Origin of the sequence: Desulfosarcina widdelii (genome assembly GCF_009688965.1) — a bacterium.
Classification (GTDB): domain Bacteria; phylum Desulfobacterota; class Desulfobacteria; order Desulfobacterales; family Desulfosarcinaceae; genus Desulfosarcina; species Desulfosarcina widdelii.
This window is the reverse complement of sequence record NZ_AP021875.1, coordinates 2262242-2279684: the sequence shown is the minus strand read 5'-3', so window position 1 is coordinate 2279684 and position 17443 is coordinate 2262242. Positions and strand designations below refer to the sequence as shown.

The following is a 17443-nucleotide window of genomic DNA, read 5'->3' as shown; positions in this document are numbered from 1 at the left end:
GAGTAAGATTGAAATCCGATGTACTTGTTCTTTTGGGTTGGTATTGGTCGTCTTTGGAAAAAACTTTAGCTGTTTCCGCATGGAATTTTTCAACTGAATGAAATTCGTTTTTTGTATGAATTAAAGCGGCGATCAGCGGGAAGTGCGATCTCAATCGTAGATTATTTGAACCTGCCTGGCTTGCCTAAAAAACAGGGAACCCGAGCGATACTCAGGTTCCCTGTTTCAAGGTGGCAGGCCAGGAGGGGCTCGAACCCCCAACACCCGGATTTGGAGTCCGGTGCTCTACCAATTCGAGCTACTGGCCTGTAAATTTTGATCGAAGTTGTTTCTATACAACAGACTCGATAAAAAGTCTGCCATAAATTTTACGAACTCCCAAAAAATTGTAAGGATGAAATCGTTGTGGGCAACCCTGCAACACCATCCTGAATACGATTATCGCAGTTGGCTGTCTTTGCTGCCGCGGCGGTTGTATCCGGAGAAAATTGTCTGTTGCTTCTCCAACTCCGACTGGCAGTCCACGCACAGGCGAACGCCTGGAATGGCCTTGCGTCTGGCCTCCGGAATCGCTTCCTCGCACTGTTCACAGTGGGTCAGGCTCTCGCCGGCCGGCAGGCGGCTCCTGGCCTGTTTGACCGAGTCCGCCACACTGGCATCGATTTGTTCCTGTACTGCGCCGTCCCGGGACCAGCCACCGGCCATCATTCGCTCCTTCTTCGATCCGTTTCGCCTACGCAGGCTTGGGTACTGATGGAATGTACCAAGTTTTCATCTCTCAGAAAATGAAAATATCACAACGCATGGTGATCCAAAAGGGGGTGGAATCGTCGAACGCTTTTCCATCTGACATTTAAAAGTAAGTAAGGTATCAGAAAGTCGGCTGTTCGTAGCGATCATGTTTTTAAAGAACCTTTACTTTTATATGTGCACAAAACAGCAAATATTCTCGACCACTCATTGTCTAAAAAATTTGAAATTATATGAAAAATAAAAAGGTTGCGGCTTGATCTATCCGTTGGCACAGGTCCTGCTCTGTCATTCAACGTTGACCAGCAACATCTGTTGGTGCGATTCATGGGAAGGCGGGGCCCATTGGGGGCCCCGTTCTCGTGTGGATTTTTTGTAAGTCTTTTTTACCGTTCCATAACCGTTTTGATTGATACAAAAAAGGATCAACGGCAGGGGATCAGGAAAAATCGGATTTGTCCATCCCGCCTGCCCAGGCCAGCCGGTGAAAAGGTTGACATTTGATCTGTCGATGCCTTGATCTTTCTTATATGGTTCTTACTTTATAATTAACCGGAGCACCGCAACGGACAGTTCAATGTCCAGGTGATCACAACCCTTGTGGCCGCCTTCCATGCACCCCTCAGCTCCGGTTCCGATTTTTTTTAGCGGAAAGGAAACCCTATGTAGATCATTAGCGTCGGTGAGCAGGTTTGTTCTCCTTTCCAGTTTGGAGAAACGGAATTGAAGATTTATGCGGGCGAAAGCTGGGACTGGCAACCGTACAAAATGGAAGGGAAGGGGTTACACCTCAACGGGAATCGGGTGGTGCTGCTGCCTGAGGGGCGTGTGCCGGCTGATGAAACGTTTGATTTTGATCCTGTTCTCTTTGTTATAGCCGAGCCATACCAGCGGTTCGTCCAATCCGTTTTCAAACGGTTTGATTTGCAGCTTTTTTGTGTTAGCCAGCGATGAATAAATTTCCACGCCTTTTCTGTACTCGGCCGAATTGACTATCACAGCGGCGCGGAAATCCCTGCCCGGAAAAAGTTTTTTTTGGGTCTCGGCCGCCCGGATCATCCCGCGAACGGTCAATCCTTCCACGTTTTGAAGTCCTCGGGTGTCCAGCAACTCCCGGATGACCTCATAATCTTCCGATTCCGCATAAAAGCTCATCAGGTGAATCATCAGGGGCTGGTCGTCCAGGGTCCCCGTCGCCAGCGTATAGACAAAGTTGAGTTTGGGAAAAAGTTCCCGGGTATAAGCCATTTAAAGTCCTTACTGGTGAGCGTTTACAAGAAACATTGGAGGAATGGCGGCAGTATAAGGAAGGGTATTTTCGATGTCAATTGGATTCTGGGATTATGGATTTTGAGATTATTTCGATTGCGCCTGATCGATGAAGCCTCGATCGTTCAAAACTACAAAATTTGGCTGAACAACGAGGTCGCCCAGGCCATGGACCGGACCGATGCATCGGCCACCATGCCGCTATCGATATTCAGTTCCCGGGATAACGCTTCGATCTTGGACGCACGCACGTTTTCGACCGCCGAAAGCAACTCAAGATATTTCGAATATGTCGATCCCCGATCCAGGTAGCCTCCCTTTAAGTCCTCGCTAAGCGGAAGTTCTTCCAATATATTGGCCAGAGGAACCCCCAGCATGGCTTCGATCAGGGACAGCATCCCGAAAAGAAACATGGTCTCTGAGCTTGCGACCTGTATTTGTCCGTCTTTGCACAATTCTTCCAATATTCGTCCACGGGTGAGTGCCATCCGATAAAGCTCGGGCGTTTTATTCTTCCCCATCAAATCGGATGTAACCACCATGCGAAGCCAGTAGCTCAGCCGTTTGCTGCCCAACAGAAGGATGGCATGGCGAATGGATGTGATTTTGATCGAAAATCCGAATGCAGGTGTATTGAGAAGGCGAAGCAGTCGATACGTTATGCTTGGATCCGCCTCGATGATTTCTGTCATTTCATGGGCAGGAAAAGATGGATTTGCCAATGCCTGCAAAATGCGAAATTTTGAAACCTCGGTAGAACGAAGCGACCGTCCTTCCAACGTTTCGGGCTTTGCAAAAAAATACCCCTGGTACAGGTCGCACCCAAGCTGCTCAAGATGGGTTATGATTTCTTCGTTGTCTACTTTCTCGGCAAGTTTTATGGATCGATTGCCCTCAAGCGAAGAAAAGATGGCCTTTATCTGGTCAAGGTCTTTTCCCAGGATATCGACTTTGACGATATCGGCGAGATCAAGAAATTCCTTTTGCAGCTCTTTGCCTTCGTAATCGTCGATGGCAACAAGATACCCGTCTTGCTTCAGTTCGATCAACGTCTGAACGAGTTCATCCGTGGGAGTGATGTCTTCAAGGACTTCAATGACCGTAACGGTGGGCGGCAATCCACGCGGCGCACCCTCCAAAATGAGTTTTTCCGTAAAATTGATGCAAATTTTTTTGGACTGGTCGGAAAGTTCCTGGGATTTAATAAAACCGCAGGAGGCGACGCTGAGCGTGGCAAGATCCTGATCGGAAATCTCGGCATTTTTGGTTTCGGGGCCGGCGCGAAACAAGAGTTCATAGCCCCATATCCTATTGCGATTGTAGAAAATAGGCTGCCTTGCGACGTAAAAATGGTCGAAAATTGGATCCAGGTTTTTATTTGTCATCGGAAACCTGCGGTTTTATTAGATTCGAGTGTTTCAAGAAATCTCCTTACCCACCTGAAATTGTTTATCGACCGTGGCTGCGCATCTCTTAACGTGTTTTTTTCCCATAACAGATTTGCCGACGGAAAGAATCTCGGCTTGTCAAGAGAGAAACCGGGCCGCTCAAGGCAGTCCGGTTTCTGTGGGAAGGAGGAAGGGGAAAAATTCCAGAGTTCTTCTGAACTCCTTTTTCATAATCTAACCATACCGTATCTTTCTTAGCTGAAGATGACACGAAGATTACTGAAAAATAATCTTTGTCCGGTCCTTGCAATTATGTTGCGCCGTTGCCGTGGATTTCGCTACGATCAGTTCGTCGGTACCGACGAAAAAGCAAAAAAACTTGAACATTGAATGAATTGATGTAACAAATAATACCATTCCGGCAACAAACGGCAGTCAAATGGCGAACTTTGACATAACAATCGATAAAGCCCTCGACCAGACAACCATCCGGTTTTCGGGCAGGATCATCGCGTCCGATATTATCGATGCACTCCAATCCTTCTACCAGACCGAAATCACCACCAAAATACTCTGGGACTTTCTGGAAGGAGACTTCACGGATCTGCCCAGCAGCGATTTAACGATAATCATCGATGCCGCCAAAAGCCTCTCGGATATGCGGCCGGGCGGCAAGTCAGCCTTCGTCGGATCCAGCGATTTGCTTTACGGACTTGCTCGAATGTACGCATCATTGGCTGAAGTAAAGCGCCACCCCATCGCGAATCGGGCCTTCCGATCCAACAAAGAGGCGTTGGCTTGGCTCAATGGCATCGATTGACCGGCGACTGGCTGCTTGCAAGACCGCTATCATCACCGGACGAAGACGCCACCGCAATCGGATTTCGGCATCAAGGTTTTAGCAGATCCTCTAACTTCAAATCGGCAGCCTGTGCCGAGCCAAGGGAGGATCGCATTCAGCAGTGCAAGAAACGGTTCTCAATCCTGTGAGATCATGATGCCCGATAAAATTAGAGACCAGTTGCGATGCTAAAAAGCATGATGGCTTCTCTTGCTATTATCTTCATCTCACTGGTAGTGAGTGGAACCCTGCATGCAGCCACACTTCACTATACTCCGGTTGTCAGTTCGACCGGCGATCGGATCGCCTATTTCAAACGCGAGTACCGCTACTCCGTTTCCGGGGGCGGGATCATTCCCTTTATGGGTGGCAAACCCACGCGGGTAAAGGTGAAAAGCGATCGGATCCAACTTTGTGTAAAAGACCTTAAAACCGGCTGTATAACAGTCGTCAAGCAGTGGAAGCCAAAACTTGTGAAAAGGGAAGGGCGACTGTATATCAAACCTTTGCTCAACTGGGAACTGGATCGACTGCGCTATATTATCAGCATGCGCAGCGAGCAGGATCCCGGCATCTGGATCTATCGCCGTCCGTACGTATATCTCTCCAACATTGATCATTGGTCGAAACTCGAACAAGGCCGCACTAAGGCTGGTTCCGTGTGCGTCGGGTTGAACGAAGATGTGAGCAAAATCCGTTTCCCAAAGAGCAACAAGGTGATTGTGGAAAAGACGTGGGAAGCGGACAAAGCATTGCCTGGCATCCGGCAGCGCCTGGAAGAACTGTCTGCCCGCCGGTTCGTTGAGGCCCGAAGCGAAACCGAACGCAGCAGGGCGGAAAAACTGTCGGATGTCGCAGCCGGAAAGTGGTTGAGCAGGCTGCCGGAAAAGCTCGTAGACCTGTTTCTTGCCGAGTCCAAAAACAGCTGCGGGAGTTGCACGGACCTTGCAGCGGCTGTCATCCTATTGGGCGAAGGCGCCGTAGAACCACTCGTTCAGCGGTATGACGAATTCCCTTCGACCACCAAGCTGGCAGTTTACCTTTTCTTCGTTGACGGTGCGGTACGACAGGAAAACACGCACAGTGCCGGTATCGATCCCCTTTGGTGGCGCGTGTGAAATCGAACTAAGCTTGCAGAACCATGGAAGTGCCGGTACCCTGTATTTGATTATGCGCCATATCGATAAACAACTGTAAAGAGAGCTGAACTCTCCTGAGGTGATATATCCCAGACTATGACGCCTCCTATGTTGAATTGGCAATTCGCATTTGATATTGCCGCCTTCATAAATGTTTATGGGAGAACACATTCAAAAGAGACATCCGGTACGATGGCATCTTTATAGCCACACCGGCTGCAGTCCAGGTCAAGATTTAAAGCCGCAGCTTCCACCAAACACGCATCGTAATGTGGGCACCAGTAGTTGCGCAAGAAATCCTCGAGTGTAGCATCCTTCACCGGTTTCGGAAAATTCGGAGTTTTCTCTATGATGACTCATTTTTTGTGGTTCTGGGTGCTTCAGAAGATAACCCCTTCATCCCGCTCTAAAGCATCAACCATAGCGACTGATCTTTTCTCATTTGGTCCGGGATGAATTTTAACCAAAACAAACAATTTGATGGATAAATGACTGGGTTGTGCGTCTCCGAAAAATCTCATTTTATTCCCTCCTGTTGACTTTTAGAGAAAGATAAGTCATACAAAACTATAAGGGAAATGAATTGTTTTTATGCGAAACATAAAATAAATTGATGTATTTGGTGTTGAATTGGAATTATCCACAGATTTGCTGCGAACATTTATAGCCGCGGCCGATTCGGAAAGCTATACAGCTGCGGCTTTGATGGTGCACCGCACCCAGTCCGCCGTGAGCATGCAGATGAAGCGATTGGAAGAGGCGGTGGGAAAACCGTTGTTTCTTCGCAACGGCAGATCGATGACGCTCACCCCCGAGGGACAGACTTTGCTTCATTATGCCCGTCGGATACTAAGCCTCCATGATGAAGCCATTGCTGCAGTTTCACGGCCGGAAATTTCAGGCCGTGTGCGCATGGGAGCACCGTACGACTTTTCCGACCGAATGCTTCCGGAAGTCCTGTCCCGGTTTACAGCCGTTTACCCTCAGGTTCAGGTGGATGTTTTATGCGATCCAAGCCCCCAACTGGCAGCGGCAGTCGATCGAAAAGAGCTTGATCTCGCCGTGGTAATCAACAGCGAAGTTCCGCAACGCGGTGTGACCATCCATCACGAGCCAGTTGTCTGGATAACGTCCAATAAGCATCTAACCCATGAGCAGGAACCGCTGCCGATTGCTGTTTACGACAACCAATGCATTTATCGCCAGTGGGCCATTAAATCCCTTGACGGCCAGAATCGAAACTATCGTATTGCGTTCACCAGTCCCAGCACCTCTGCCCTTCTGGCTGCGGTGAAAGGGGGTCTGGCCATTGCACCGGTCGGCCGAAACACACTTTCCAGGGGCGTCCGGATTCTCGGGCCGGCGGACGGATTCCCGGAATTGCCTTCGGCCGTGGTCACACTGATCAAAGCCCCGAGCCCATCTTCGAAAGCGGTGGATTTCCTGTCGGATCATATCGTTGTGCGATTCAATGAACTGGCCATATCGGACAATGTTGAACTGCTGAATTGAGATATCCTTCGCCTACCCTTTTATATCATTCAAAACTGAACATGAACGCCGGGCATCAGAAAGCCCACGACCTTTCATCCAACGCCGTGGTGAATGCGGAACGATTTGCACCCTTTGGTTATTACATAAGAGACACAACGCACCCACGCAAGCATGTAAGAAATACCTGTCAGTCCATTTAGAGATCAATTTCTTATAAAATTACAATTAGATATAATTTTTTCGAGAAATACGCAAAACGGCATGACATTTGATTCTCGGTTAAATCAACTATTCCCATGTTCCAATAAGACCTGTAACAACGTCAATTCATACCCATCAAAGGAGGATTGAAAATGGCATACGATCCCGCTCCGGCAGCCCGTGAAATAGCAACTCCCATCAATAGCCAGATGTATCTGGATGATGTCGCTTTGGCCAAAGCGCTTCTGGACAACGCAGACCGAAATAGCGGTGTCCTCAGCAATGCAGACATTGTTTTTGCGTTGCGAAATCTTCTCAAAACGACCTATTATCCGGTGGCCGTAAAGTACTTCTATTCCGAAGATGATATTGAGGACTTCAAAAACAACAACGAGTACAAGACGGCCATGCACGCCTATACCTTCTGCCATTTCATCGCCGCATCCCGAATGCGCGGTGATATACTATTGGGAACCAGCCATGAGACCGGATGCTCCAACGCCAAGTACGTGATGGGGTGGAAAGAGTTGGACGACGCCGAAATAAAGAGTCATTTGAAATATACGAAAAGCTGGGATCAGGCTGAAAGATTCGTCCGCACCAAAAAACGTCTCCCTGAAGGGCTGCTGGCCTTTGCCACCGCCCCTTTGCACAAGGCCCCCTTTAAACCGGATGTGGTTCATGGCGTCTGCGACGTTCTTCAGGCCTATCACCTCGGCAACGATTGGTGTGCGGCCTATGACGTACATCCCTTCGAGATGATCATGACGATGAACTCCTCGATCTGCCATGGCTGCGTCCAGTGCCACGTTACGGCCAAACCAAACATCACCCCCATGTGCAGCAGCAGCAAAACCGCCGGCAAAACCGAACAGAGCGAAATCAATTGGGTGTGGCCCGGAGATCATGTAGAACCTACGGTTCATTGGATGCTGGAGCGAACGGTTCGTGATGGCGGTCCGTCTTTCCCCCGAACGGGAGAAACCTACCCCGGCTTCGACATCTGCAAACTTTGCAATTTTATCGTTTTCAGGCCGCACAAGCAAAAATAGATGGAATTTTTTGTGCTCACGGTCTTTCCGTCGCGTATTTTTCCGGCTCGCGGTGTTTTCAATAACATAAAGAAATTATAGTGGAAAGAAGTTCCTTATCAAAATGATGCGCAGCAATGATTGCCTAAAATTCAACTGAACAGGCATCCAAGCTCGAGGATCCCGCCCTGGACCACTATTAAGCCAATACCAGCGTTTTTTTTCTTCCACAATTGACATTAACCCAACGGTATTATACGTACCGTTTTTTCTGTTAATGCGACTTTTTTAAAGCATTCCGAACCTCGCTTGCAGATCCGGGAGGGATAAGCTGCGCTCTCCCGCGAGAGGTTTTGCGTAAAAATGTAAACATTGATACAACAACAAATCGCAATATTTGATGGATGAAATTTTTGTAAAGGAACGATGATGGTTCGTAAACGGTTAATCGATCACAACGCCTTGGTTCAGGCAATCGAAATGGGAAAACCCAGCAAGGAAATCATGCAACAATTCGGGTTTAAATCTTTGGGCGCCCTTAAGGTTGCTTATATGGACGCTCTTGTAGCATTGGACAAGGTGCCGTCCATAAAGAAGGGTACCAGGGAAAAGAAGGTGAACAACATCGTTGGAATCAACAGTCGCGGCAGCCTTATCATTCCCAAAAAACTGGTAGATTCATTGAGTTTGGATGAAACGGCCCTTTTTGCCGTAGAAAAAAAGGGCGAAGATTTATGTTTAAAAAGAAAGCAACGTCCCCCTAAAACGATCCTCAGGAAAAAAAGAGATTAGCCGTCCCCCAAACTCCACAATTTTACTGGGATCGAGTGCGTACGCCCTCTTGATATCGTCAGAAAACCTTAGATGCCTTTTTTTATGTGGCCATGAATCTCCCATGGGTATTCTTTTTGGCTCCATCCAGGACGTTGCGGACCATCTCGGCAATTTTGGAATTGACGACGGGCTTCATCAGGAAGCCTTTGATCCCGATGGCCGCAGCCTTTTTCCGATTAATCCTTTCGCTGAAACCGGTGCATATAATAACGGGTATGTCCGGTCGGATTTCGATTAACTCCTTGGCCAGTTGGTCGCCTGTCATATAAGGCATCGTCATGTCCGAGATCACGAGGTCAAAGGCTTCGGGAGCGGATCTGAAGGCCTCCAGGGCGTCGGGGCTGGCGATAAAGGAGGCTACATGGTAACCGAGCCGCTCTAATTGCTTTTTTTCAAGCCGCACGATCGCATCTTCATCGTCAACCAGCAAGATTCGCTCGTTTCCCTTCATGTCCATTTCAACGGGATTCGGTTTAAACGTCTCAACGGCTTCTTCTATCAATGGTAAATATACATTGAAGGTCGTCCCTTTCCCAAACTCGCTGTATACTTTAATATCGCCATTATGCTCTCTTATGATGCCGTAGACCAGGGATAACCCGAGGCCGGTTCCCTTTCCCTTCTCTTTTGTAGTGAAATAGGGTTCGAAGATCTTGTCCATTATTTCCGGATCAATACCGCAGCCCGTGTCAGAAACTGAAAGCAGGGCGTACCGGCCTGGCTTCAGTAAACTGCTGATAGCGTCACCACCTTCTATTCCGACTTCTTTGAGTTCAACGGATATTTTTCCGCCGGCAGGTTCTACGGCATGGTATGCATTGGTGATCAGGTTCATAGCGATCTGGTGGATCTGGATGGCGTCCGCCATTGCCAAGCCGCAGTCATCCCGAACATTCCAATCAATTTCGATATTGGAAGGAATTGTCGATCTGCACAAATTGAGCGCCTCTTTCAATATCTTCTGGAGGCGAACGGGCATCACTTCATGGGCTGATTGACGGCTAAATGTTAAGATCTGTTTGACAAGATCTTTTGATCTCAAGGTCGCACGAAGGATTTCATCCACATATTGCTGCAACGGGCTGCCCTCCGGCAAATCTACCTTAAGCAGTTCGGCATATCCCAGCAGAGGTGTTAAAATATTGTTGAAATCATGGGCGATCCCGTCGGCCAGAGTGCCGATGGACTCCATTTTTTGCGCTTGGCGGAGCTGATCTTCAAGTTTTATTTTATCGCTGATATCCTCGTAAATTACAAATTGATCTCCAGAACGCAGTGTCACCGGTTTAAAGTTGACGGTTTTTTTTGAACCGTCATGGCATGTGACAATATAGGTTCTCGGGCGGGATTCACCGACACCATAATTTTGCTTGTCCTCTATCCAGGAATCAACGACCAGGCTGCGGTATTTTTCATCTGGAAAAGCCCTCTTAAACCAATCGTTGCCTGTAGGAATCTGCTCTATGGAGTACCCGAACATTTCGACAAACCTTGGGTTTAGATATTTATAATGTCCGTTTTGATCAATCAGAGACAGCCCCATTGGAGATTTCTCGACGAGAACCTGAAATCTTTCTTTGGCCTCTTTCAACGCCTGTTCGGCATGGATGCGTTCCGTTAAATCGACGCCCAGGCAAGTGACATCCAGAATTTTTCCATGTGCATCCTTTGTAAAAGCGTTTGACCAGCCGATATGACGAAGTTCCCCGGATCTTGTAAGAATTTCGTTTTCATAGGTTGAGAATTCAAGAGCCTCCTTCTGACTCATGGTTTGGTCAAATACAGATCGGATTTCTTCCCGTATGGCTTCGGGAATGAACATGTCAATCCAATCCTGCCCGACGATTTCCTTATCCTTCCAGCCGGTCAGTTTTTGAAAATGTTCATTGGCAAATATTATTTTTGCATCTGAATTTAAGGAAATGCCTATTTGGGGGGTGTTGACGAGAATGTTTCGCCATTTTTTTTCAGACCGAAGCAAGGAAATTTCCGCCTGTTTCCGTTCTTCTATGTTACGCGTGCTGCCTTGCAGGCCTGTAACATCGCCGTTTTCATCCATTACCGCCCTTACGGACACCTCCACCCAAATAGTGGTGCCATCTTTCCGATACATTTCCAGTTCTATGGTCCGGTCCGCCCATCGCTGTTCTAAGGGCTTGTTGCTTTCTTCCTGGAAAATACCTCGAACGAATGACATGCTTTCGGGCGTCAATGTCTGCTCCAGGGTGATTTGATTGGCCTCCGATGGTGTATAGCCCCGTAGCTTTTGGACCGAAGGGCTGTGGTAAAGAAATTTGCCGTCAAGGCTCATCATCCATATCGTGTCGGTCGCGTTTTCTGTGAGCAGCCGGTAATGCTTTTCACTCTTGCGAATCGTTTCTTCCGCTATTTTCTTTTGGGTGATATCCCGCCAGATGCAGTGGTAAACTTGTTGATCTTCAATATTAATTACCTGTGCTGTAACTTGAACATTTATGATTTCACCCTGTTTTGTCAGTTGCAGCGTTTCAAAGTCATCGGAACCATCTTTAAATACCTTCTGAATATGCGCCCGCGTCTCTTCGGTCTTTTCCTTTGCTTCGATGTCAGGCAGGCGTAGCCGGGCGAATTCGTCACGGGTATAGCCCAGTTGTTTGCATACCTGATCATTGAATTCGATAGGCCGCAACGTTTCAGGATCAAGGATAACCGCACCATACAAACTATGATCGAAGAAGGCTCTGTAGTAATTCTTAGTCTTCTCCAAAACGTTGACTCTTGTTTCGAGATGACGAATTCTATTTTTCAGATTTTTTTGCAGTGGCGTTCCGACCATTATTACCGCCGATGTTTTGACAGTGCTGATTCGCTTATTTTTCAGGAATAAATTACTTCTTTTAAACCAAATTGACAATCGCTGTTAATGTCATCTTTGCGGCATCAATTGTTCGGCAGCGATGCGATGGAAAAAAAGTCCAAAGAAATCAGTAAGATATCGATCAACTTGGCATGTCAGGTTGTAAGGCAAATACAAAATACTGGGGTAGCGATCAGACTGGTGCATCTGTAATGTGTTGAGATTAGCTTTCGAATCACGTTTTTTTCAAATGTTTGGATGGATGCAGCTCGGGTCAGTGAAAAAAATCATGGCAAGAGGGGTGCACCATGGCTATCCAAAAAAATGGGTCTCAAAAGGAGTTGCAGTATCACATTGTTATGTTTTGAAAAATACTGAAAACAGGCGGCCGAAATCACCTTAATCGACCTTTTTTAATGCCGAAAACATGAGATTACGATCAGACCCCAAAATGATCGTTAACTCATTCAGGCAGTCCGGCTCGGCGCAGGGCGTCAAGGCAGCGTTCCACGTGGGCCGGGTCTTTGAATGAGAACATGTTTCGCGCTTTGTCCAAGGAAAGGTCGGGCATTATTTTTAATAGTTCTGAGACGTGACTTCGAGCCTCTTTTATTCGGCCAAGACCAATGTAAGTCGCTGCCAGGCCCATATGCGCCGTGAAGGGCTCGCACTCGCCTTGAAGGCAACGATCCAGGTGTTGGTTTCCTATGGCAAGCGCTTCTTCATAACGACCGGCCATTCGGTAGGCATCGTCTATCATCATTAAATACCAGGCCGGGCTATAGGGACTGAGGCGCATGGCTTTTTCGGCAAGTTCGATCGCTTCATCGAACCTTCCCGCAGCGGTCATGGTATACGCCAAAAGGATATGACATAAAGCATTGTTGGGGCCAAGGGCGATTGCCTTCTCGCCCTCACTAATGGCCTTATCGTACTCCCCCTGGGCCAGGTAGATATTGCTCCAGAGTGAATTAACCTCAGGCAGGGTGTTATTGATCGCTGCGGCCTTTTCAGCAAATTCAATCGCTTGCCGGATAGATTCGGCAGGAGACTCGCCCCATCCGATACCTGCTTCGGCCCAGTGCGTCCAGGCTAACATGGTCCAGGCAATATCCCAATTCGGGTCCAACGCTGCGGCCCGTTCAAAGAACTGCTGTGCCCTGGAGTTGCCTTGCTTTGTAAACTGCTCAAAAAGGGCAGTTCCTTTGATGACATTGCCCCAAGCCTCAAGGTTGTCCGTCGTACCCCACAGTCGGGCCTGCTCACCTTCGGTAAGCTTGACCTGCAGGGCAGTGAGAATTTTCAGTGTGATTTCATCTTGCAGGGCAAAAATATCTTTCAGTTCCCGATCATAGCGCTCTGCCCACAGGTGGTGACCGTTAGTGGCATCTATCAACTGGGCCGTTACCCTGATTTTGTCGCCGGACCTCTGGACGCTTCCTTCCAGGACGTACTGAACGCCAAGTTCTTCGCTCACTTGCTGGACCTTAACCGGTTTACCTTTGTATGTAAAAGTCGAGTTGCGGGCGATGACGAACATTTGGGGAATATAGGAAAGGGCTGTAATGATGTTTTCACTGACTCCGTCGGCGAAGTACTCCTGATCCTGATCGCGGCTCATGTTGACGAAGGGCAACACGGCAATTGAAGGTTTATCGGGCAGGGGAAACATCATTTTCTCAACGGAAGCGACATCTTCAGGACTTGAATGAAGAAAAAAAATCAAAATCGCCCACGCAACACCTGTAATCGTCAGGATAAAAACCCCATACAGAATCGCTTTTCGCCACAGACCCGATTTTTTCCTTTTCCGACCAGGTGCCTCGCCGCTGGTTTTGGACTCAGGCCGAATTCGATATACCCTCACAGGATCGGAAATATTCTTGACGGTTTGTTTTCCGAGGAATTCAAAACCCAGGTTTAGCTTGTTCTTGACCTGGTCATAGGCAGTGCCGGAGATGCAAATGCCGCCGCCTTCGGAAATGCCTTCTATCCGGGCCGCAATGTTGATTCCATCGCCGTAAATGCGGTCCCCATCCTCGATAACATCTCCAAGGTTGATCCCGATACGAAACTCCATTTTACGATTTACAGATAACGCAGTATTTCTTCCGCTGATATCCCCCTGTATTGCAACCGCGCACTCCACTGCATCCACAACGCTTGAAAACTGGGCCAGCAGGTTGTCTCCCGGGGAGTCGACCACCCGGCCGTTGTACTGGTCGATATGGGTTGCCAGAACCTTCCTGTATTCTTTTAGTGTGTCAACTGTTGCAAGCTCGTCGTCTCCCATAAGGCGGCTATACCCTTTTACATCGGCACTGAGAATAGCGCTCAGTTTGCGTTTTCTACGGCCCGAGGGCATGGAATCAGCCTTTCATGAAGGTTCAATTCAAACTGATCTCAAAATGGCGGAAAATCAAACGAAACGGACGACCAGTATATCATCATTTGAATGATTGTTGTCGCAAAGCAGGGAGGCTAAATAAATAATATATCAAAATAGAACAGAACGGTAAACCGAACCAAATAAAGTTACGCCAGGGTGAAATGCCAGACCAGGAAGCCTTTAACTACAGTGGACGATGCGGGATGCCGGCGAGTTGTCAAAAATTGAGGTAGGGGAACTTTTCCTTCAAATCTTCAATCATGTCCTCGATCCTGGCTTGATCCAGGATATGCCCCTTCCATTTTATGGCCTGTTCCAAGGCCACTTTCGGACCAAGCTGGTCAATTTTCCTGGAGACGATTTTCCTTGCCGCCCTGTATTCCGGACTCCCGGGTTGCAGGCGACTATTTTCACACAAAACCGCCATTATCTGTGCCATTGCCTGGAATCTGTTCATCTTTATGTCTCCATTTAGAAACCAATTTACACCCCGTTTGAAACCGCGTCAATTGCCACTTAAGCCTTCGGTTGTGGCTCTTCATAGGGTGTGGTATGTTTCTATTCAATGAAACGCTTGATCGTGTGCGGCATAGCCATTTGCTTGTGTCTGTACCCCGTCGCTGCCGTTGCCGGAGGTGAACAGAACATGTTCGTCATTGGCCTGTGGCATATCGGTGAAGACCAGTGCGATATGCCGGAGGTGGAGGCCATTCTCACCGAGGCATACCGACGCATCGGCGCAACCGTCACTTTCAGATGTCTGCCCCCCAAGCGAGACCTTGTTTGGGCAGATAATCTTACTATCGACGCCAGCGCCCTGCGCGATAAAGAGATCTTGCGGGACCACCCAAACCTTGTAGAAGTCCCGGTAACCAACACAAAAAATGGATTGAAATCTCTAATAAAAGGCACGAACGCATGCTAAATAAAAATGATTTAGATTACAATGACATCTGCAGAGAAGCCTTAGTCGCCATGCATGAATATGCACTAACACATTTTAGGTTTGAAGAAGAATATCTGGAAAAAATTAATTACCCTGATATAGTAAAAACACTGTCGAAAGCATAAGGATTTTGGCACTATGATTTACTCATATTTAAGAGGAACACAAGAAGGGAAGCTTATTTTAAATACTAAAGTCATAAAACTCATCAAAAATTGGCTGCTTGACCACATTATGATTGAAGATAAAAAGTTTGCTACGTTCCTTAAAAAGGGCGGACAAACTTAGGTACATCGTCTTTTTGCGCACAACCCAAGGAGATTGACTGTGAGAATCTGGTCAATGATAATCGTACTCGTTTTTATGAGCTCAATAGATCACATAGATGCTCAGGCAACTGATGAGCACCGTCGGGCATATGACCAGATGGTCGAAGAGTCCGTCAAAGAAGCGGATGAATACATTCAGCAAAAACAACTTGAACATGCGGAGAGGCATGCCGAACGCATAGAGGCCGAAAAACGTCGGGCGGAAGAAGAAGATGAGATTCAGGAGGATGAAGAAGACGATGGATACAGTCGTGGCATAATAGTAGTCACGCCTCCGGCAGGCAGGCCCCCTGGAATAAGGCCTCCGGGCAAACCTCCAGGACAGCGCCCTCCTGGCAGACCTCCCGGTGGCAAACCTAAACCTCCTAAACCAACACCATTGCCTTCAAGAGAATAACTGCGTGCGAAACAAAAAAAGACAATCTGAAGATTGAGGAGAAGCCAATCTGAACTGGAGTTCCCCCATGAATAAACTCCTGATTCGAACAATGGTTGTATTCCTGGCCGTCCTGTTATCCGTTTCATCAACAGTTTTCGCAGATGTGAAAGTGCTGGTCATACCAAAGGGGACCAAAGCGGTTTTTTGGACAACTGTTGTCGAAGGTGCCCTAAAGGCAGGTACTGATTTAGATATTAAGGTATATCAGCCCTCACGAATAGAACCAGCCATAACAATACTTGAAGTTTTGAAGAGCACGGTTGCCAACCGCTATAGTCCGCACTGGCTAACGCACAACACAACAACCATTCCCCTTACACCTTATCGCCACCAAATATTCACATAGCTCAGATTCTCCCGTACCTGCCCCTGTTAACCTCTATCTGGTAAAATTTTTGATGGACGAAAATTTACTCATGTGACCAGATTATGAATCGACAGGTTTGGTATCTTGAATAGCTCCATATCAACGAGCACGCATTCGCTCTGGTCATCAATCTCGAATGCCGTATAACAGGAAGGGCACTCTGTCTTTACCGGATTGTCTTGGATGTCAGACTGTCGGCAGAATGGGCAGATCAGTTTTTATTTTCATTTTAAACAACGGGTGATCAACTCATTGATAACATACGGTTTTTGAAAAAGAACACCATGGCCAGCTTTTTCAACTGGTTTGAATTCAAGATCGGGCATCAAGGATTTAATTCGATCAATCATGGTCTTAGTGACTTCTTCATCTTCATTTCCCCAGATTAAAAACACTTTTCTATCTTGTTCACCCACGCTCTGATAGGAAGGGCTGTAATCTCCAGAGATAGCATCGTTTCTGAGCATGGATAATAGAGACCTTTGGAATCCCTTGTAAGTCGTTTGCTCTGTAAATAGCTGTAAATATTTTTTGGCCTCTGGACTACCTTCAAACAAAGAAATAAATCGATTTGTTATTATCTTAATACCTGCCAATCGTGTAATGAATTCTCTAACGATAGGTATTTGAACAAAAAAAGGAACTTTGAAATCATTAATCAGTGGTGAGATTAAAACAAGGTTTCGAACTCTTTCAGGATGATGGGCAGTAAAAGTAGTGGCAATTCCTCCGCCAAGGGATAATCCTATCAAGTCGAATGGTTTTTTTAATCCAAGTTTATCAAGCAGTTCCAAAAGTTGTGCCCGATATAACTGTTGGTCATATACTACGTTAGGGCGGTCCGAATATCCTCTGCCATACATGTCATATCTGAGGATTCGATAGTCCTGTTCCTTTAGTGGTTGAATTTGTTTGTCCCAGGTCCATAGTGGAACTGTCCCTCCGTGAACAAGAACAACTAACTCTCCATTATCTGGTCCCTCTAATTTATAGTGCGTGATACCGTTTGAAAGCCTAATGTATGTACCGCCTAATTTTTTTCTCTCAACATCATTGAGGTCTTTTGTCTCTGGATTAAATAAATAGTAGATACCAATCAAAGCAAGTAATAATAGTCCAAAAACGGAAAATATCATTTTCATTTTTGTCCTAATTTCCAGTTAATGGCACACCGAAATTGAAAAAATGGG

The 17443-nt window shown here is 47.1% G+C and carries 16 protein-coding genes and 1 tRNA gene; 8 read left to right on the top strand and 9 right to left on the bottom strand.

Features of this window, described 5'->3' with window-relative positions; genetic code table 11:
- Positions 1–231: 231 nt before the first annotated feature.
- The 4 genes from GN111_RS10685 to GN111_RS10670 form a co-directional block, all read right to left on the bottom strand.
- Positions 232–308: transfer RNA gene (locus tag GN111_RS10685), tRNA-Trp, on the bottom strand.
- Positions 309–438: 130 nt separating this feature from the next.
- A complete protein-coding gene (locus GN111_RS10680) occupies positions 439–708 on the bottom strand; it encodes a DksA/TraR family C4-type zinc finger protein (RefSeq protein ID WP_269433830.1) in 270 nt (89 codons plus the stop codon).
- An 825-nt stretch (positions 709–1533) separates the two neighbouring features.
- Positions 1534–1998, bottom strand: a complete 465-nt coding sequence (locus tag GN111_RS10675; protein WP_155303744.1) for a hypothetical protein — start codon at positions 1996–1998, stop codon at positions 1534–1536.
- A gap of 152 nt (positions 1999–2150) precedes the next feature.
- A complete protein-coding gene (locus tag GN111_RS10670) occupies positions 2151–3404 on the bottom strand; it encodes an EAL and HDOD domain-containing protein (protein ID WP_155303743.1) in 1254 nt (417 codons plus the stop codon).
- A gap of 442 nt (positions 3405–3846) precedes the next feature.
- Here GN111_RS10670 and GN111_RS10665 point away from each other — a divergent pair, with 442 nt between their 5' ends.
- Entirely contained in the window at positions 3847–4227 is a 381-nt protein-coding gene (locus GN111_RS10665) for a hypothetical protein (protein WP_155303742.1), read from the top strand.
- 206 nt (positions 4228–4433) lie between these two features.
- A complete protein-coding gene (locus GN111_RS10660) occupies positions 4434–5366 on the top strand; it encodes a hypothetical protein (protein WP_155303741.1) in 933 nt (310 codons plus the stop codon).
- A 401-nt stretch (positions 5367–5767) separates the two neighbouring features.
- On the opposite strand, the gene GN111_RS10655 is transcribed toward GN111_RS10660, so the two are convergent.
- The gene (locus GN111_RS10655) at positions 5768–5908 is read right to left on the bottom strand and encodes a hypothetical protein (RefSeq protein WP_155303740.1); all 141 of its coding nucleotides are present in this window, start codon (positions 5906–5908) and stop codon (positions 5768–5770) included.
- A 127-nt stretch (positions 5909–6035) separates the two neighbouring features.
- On the opposite strand from GN111_RS10655, the gene GN111_RS10650 reads away from it, so the two are divergent.
- The 3 genes from GN111_RS10650 (at position 6036) to GN111_RS10640 (ending at position 8905) form a co-directional block, all read left to right on the top strand.
- The gene (locus tag GN111_RS10650; RefSeq protein ID WP_155303739.1) at positions 6036–6899 is read left to right on the top strand and encodes a LysR substrate-binding domain-containing protein; all 864 of its coding nucleotides are present in this window, start codon (positions 6036–6038) and stop codon (positions 6897–6899) included.
- Positions 6900–7234: 335 nt separating this feature from the next.
- Positions 7235–8134, top strand: a complete 900-nt coding sequence (locus tag GN111_RS10645) for a DUF169 domain-containing protein (protein WP_155303738.1) — start codon at positions 7235–7237, stop codon at positions 8132–8134.
- A gap of 459 nt (positions 8135–8593) precedes the next feature.
- On the top strand, positions 8594–8905 hold the full coding sequence (locus tag GN111_RS10640) for a hypothetical protein (RefSeq protein ID WP_155303737.1): 312 nt from the start codon (positions 8594–8596) through the stop codon (positions 8903–8905).
- 82 nt (positions 8906–8987) lie between these two features.
- On the opposite strand, the gene GN111_RS10635 is transcribed toward GN111_RS10640, so the two are convergent.
- From GN111_RS10635 to GN111_RS10625, 3 genes are all read right to left on the bottom strand, one after another.
- Complete coding sequence (locus GN111_RS10635; protein ID WP_155303736.1) at positions 8988–11762, bottom strand: hybrid sensor histidine kinase/response regulator; 2775 nt, start codon at positions 11760–11762, stop codon at positions 8988–8990.
- Between the two features lie 484 nt (positions 11763–12246).
- Positions 12247–14148 carry an adenylate/guanylate cyclase domain-containing protein gene (locus tag GN111_RS10630; protein WP_155303735.1) on the bottom strand — a complete coding sequence of 634 codons (1902 nt, stop codon included), beginning with the start codon at positions 14146–14148 and terminating at the stop codon, positions 12247–12249.
- Between the two features lie 241 nt (positions 14149–14389).
- On the bottom strand, positions 14390–14629 hold the full coding sequence (locus GN111_RS10625) for a hypothetical protein (RefSeq protein WP_155303734.1): 240 nt from the start codon (positions 14627–14629) through the stop codon (positions 14390–14392).
- Between the two features lie 108 nt (positions 14630–14737).
- Between GN111_RS10625 and GN111_RS10620 the strand changes: the two genes are divergently transcribed.
- The 3 genes from GN111_RS10620 (at position 14738) to GN111_RS10610 (ending at position 16232) form a co-directional block, all read left to right on the top strand.
- Entirely contained in the window at positions 14738–15097 is a 360-nt protein-coding gene (locus tag GN111_RS10620) for a hypothetical protein (RefSeq protein ID WP_155303733.1), read from the top strand.
- A 348-nt stretch (positions 15098–15445) separates the two neighbouring features.
- Positions 15446–15844 (top strand): hypothetical protein, encoded by a 399-nt coding sequence (locus GN111_RS33520; RefSeq protein ID WP_176603286.1) that lies wholly within the window; start codon positions 15446–15448, stop codon positions 15842–15844.
- Positions 15845–15911: 67 nt separating this feature from the next.
- Positions 15912–16232: a hypothetical protein gene (locus GN111_RS10610; protein ID WP_155303732.1), complete on the top strand. Its 321-nt coding sequence runs from the start codon at positions 15912–15914 to the stop codon at positions 16230–16232.
- A gap of 245 nt (positions 16233–16477) precedes the next feature.
- Here the strand turns inward: GN111_RS10610 and GN111_RS10605 are convergent, their stop codons facing one another.
- Positions 16478–17395: an alpha/beta fold hydrolase gene (locus GN111_RS10605; protein WP_155303731.1), complete on the bottom strand. Its 918-nt coding sequence runs from the start codon at positions 17393–17395 to the stop codon at positions 16478–16480.
- Positions 17396–17443 lie beyond the last annotated feature (48 nt).

Coding starts and splice junctions, on each gene's coding strand:
- GN111_RS10680 (WP_269433830.1), bottom strand. CDS start 708: ATGATGGCCGGTGGCTGGTCCCGGGACGGCGCAGTACAGGAACAAATC.
- GN111_RS10675 (WP_155303744.1), bottom strand. CDS start 1,998: ATGGCTTATACCCGGGAACTTTTTCCCAAACTCAACTTTGTCTATACG.
- GN111_RS10670 (WP_155303743.1), bottom strand. CDS start 3,404: ATGACAAATAAAAACCTGGATCCAATTTTCGACCATTTTTACGTCGCA.
- GN111_RS10665 (WP_155303742.1), top strand. CDS start 3,847: ATGGCGAACTTTGACATAACAATCGATAAAGCCCTCGACCAGACAACC.
- GN111_RS10660 (WP_155303741.1), top strand. CDS start 4,434: ATGCTAAAAAGCATGATGGCTTCTCTTGCTATTATCTTCATCTCACTG.
- GN111_RS10655 (WP_155303740.1), bottom strand. CDS start 5,908: ATGAGATTTTTCGGAGACGCACAACCCAGTCATTTATCCATCAAATTG.
- GN111_RS10645 (WP_155303738.1), top strand. CDS start 7,235: ATGGCATACGATCCCGCTCCGGCAGCCCGTGAAATAGCAACTCCCATC.
- GN111_RS10640 (WP_155303737.1), top strand. CDS start 8,594: ATGGGAAAACCCAGCAAGGAAATCATGCAACAATTCGGGTTTAAATCT.
- GN111_RS10635 (WP_155303736.1), bottom strand. CDS start 11,762: ATGGTCGGAACGCCACTGCAAAAAAATCTGAAAAATAGAATTCGTCAT.
- GN111_RS10630 (WP_155303735.1), bottom strand. CDS start 14,148: ATGCCCTCGGGCCGTAGAAAACGCAAACTGAGCGCTATTCTCAGTGCC.
- GN111_RS10625 (WP_155303734.1), bottom strand. CDS start 14,629: ATGAACAGATTCCAGGCAATGGCACAGATAATGGCGGTTTTGTGTGAA.
- GN111_RS10620 (WP_155303733.1), top strand. CDS start 14,738: ATGAAACGCTTGATCGTGTGCGGCATAGCCATTTGCTTGTGTCTGTAC.
- GN111_RS10610 (WP_155303732.1), top strand. CDS start 15,912: ATGAATAAACTCCTGATTCGAACAATGGTTGTATTCCTGGCCGTCCTG.
- GN111_RS10605 (WP_155303731.1), bottom strand. CDS start 17,395: ATGAAAATGATATTTTCCGTTTTTGGACTATTATTACTTGCTTTGATT.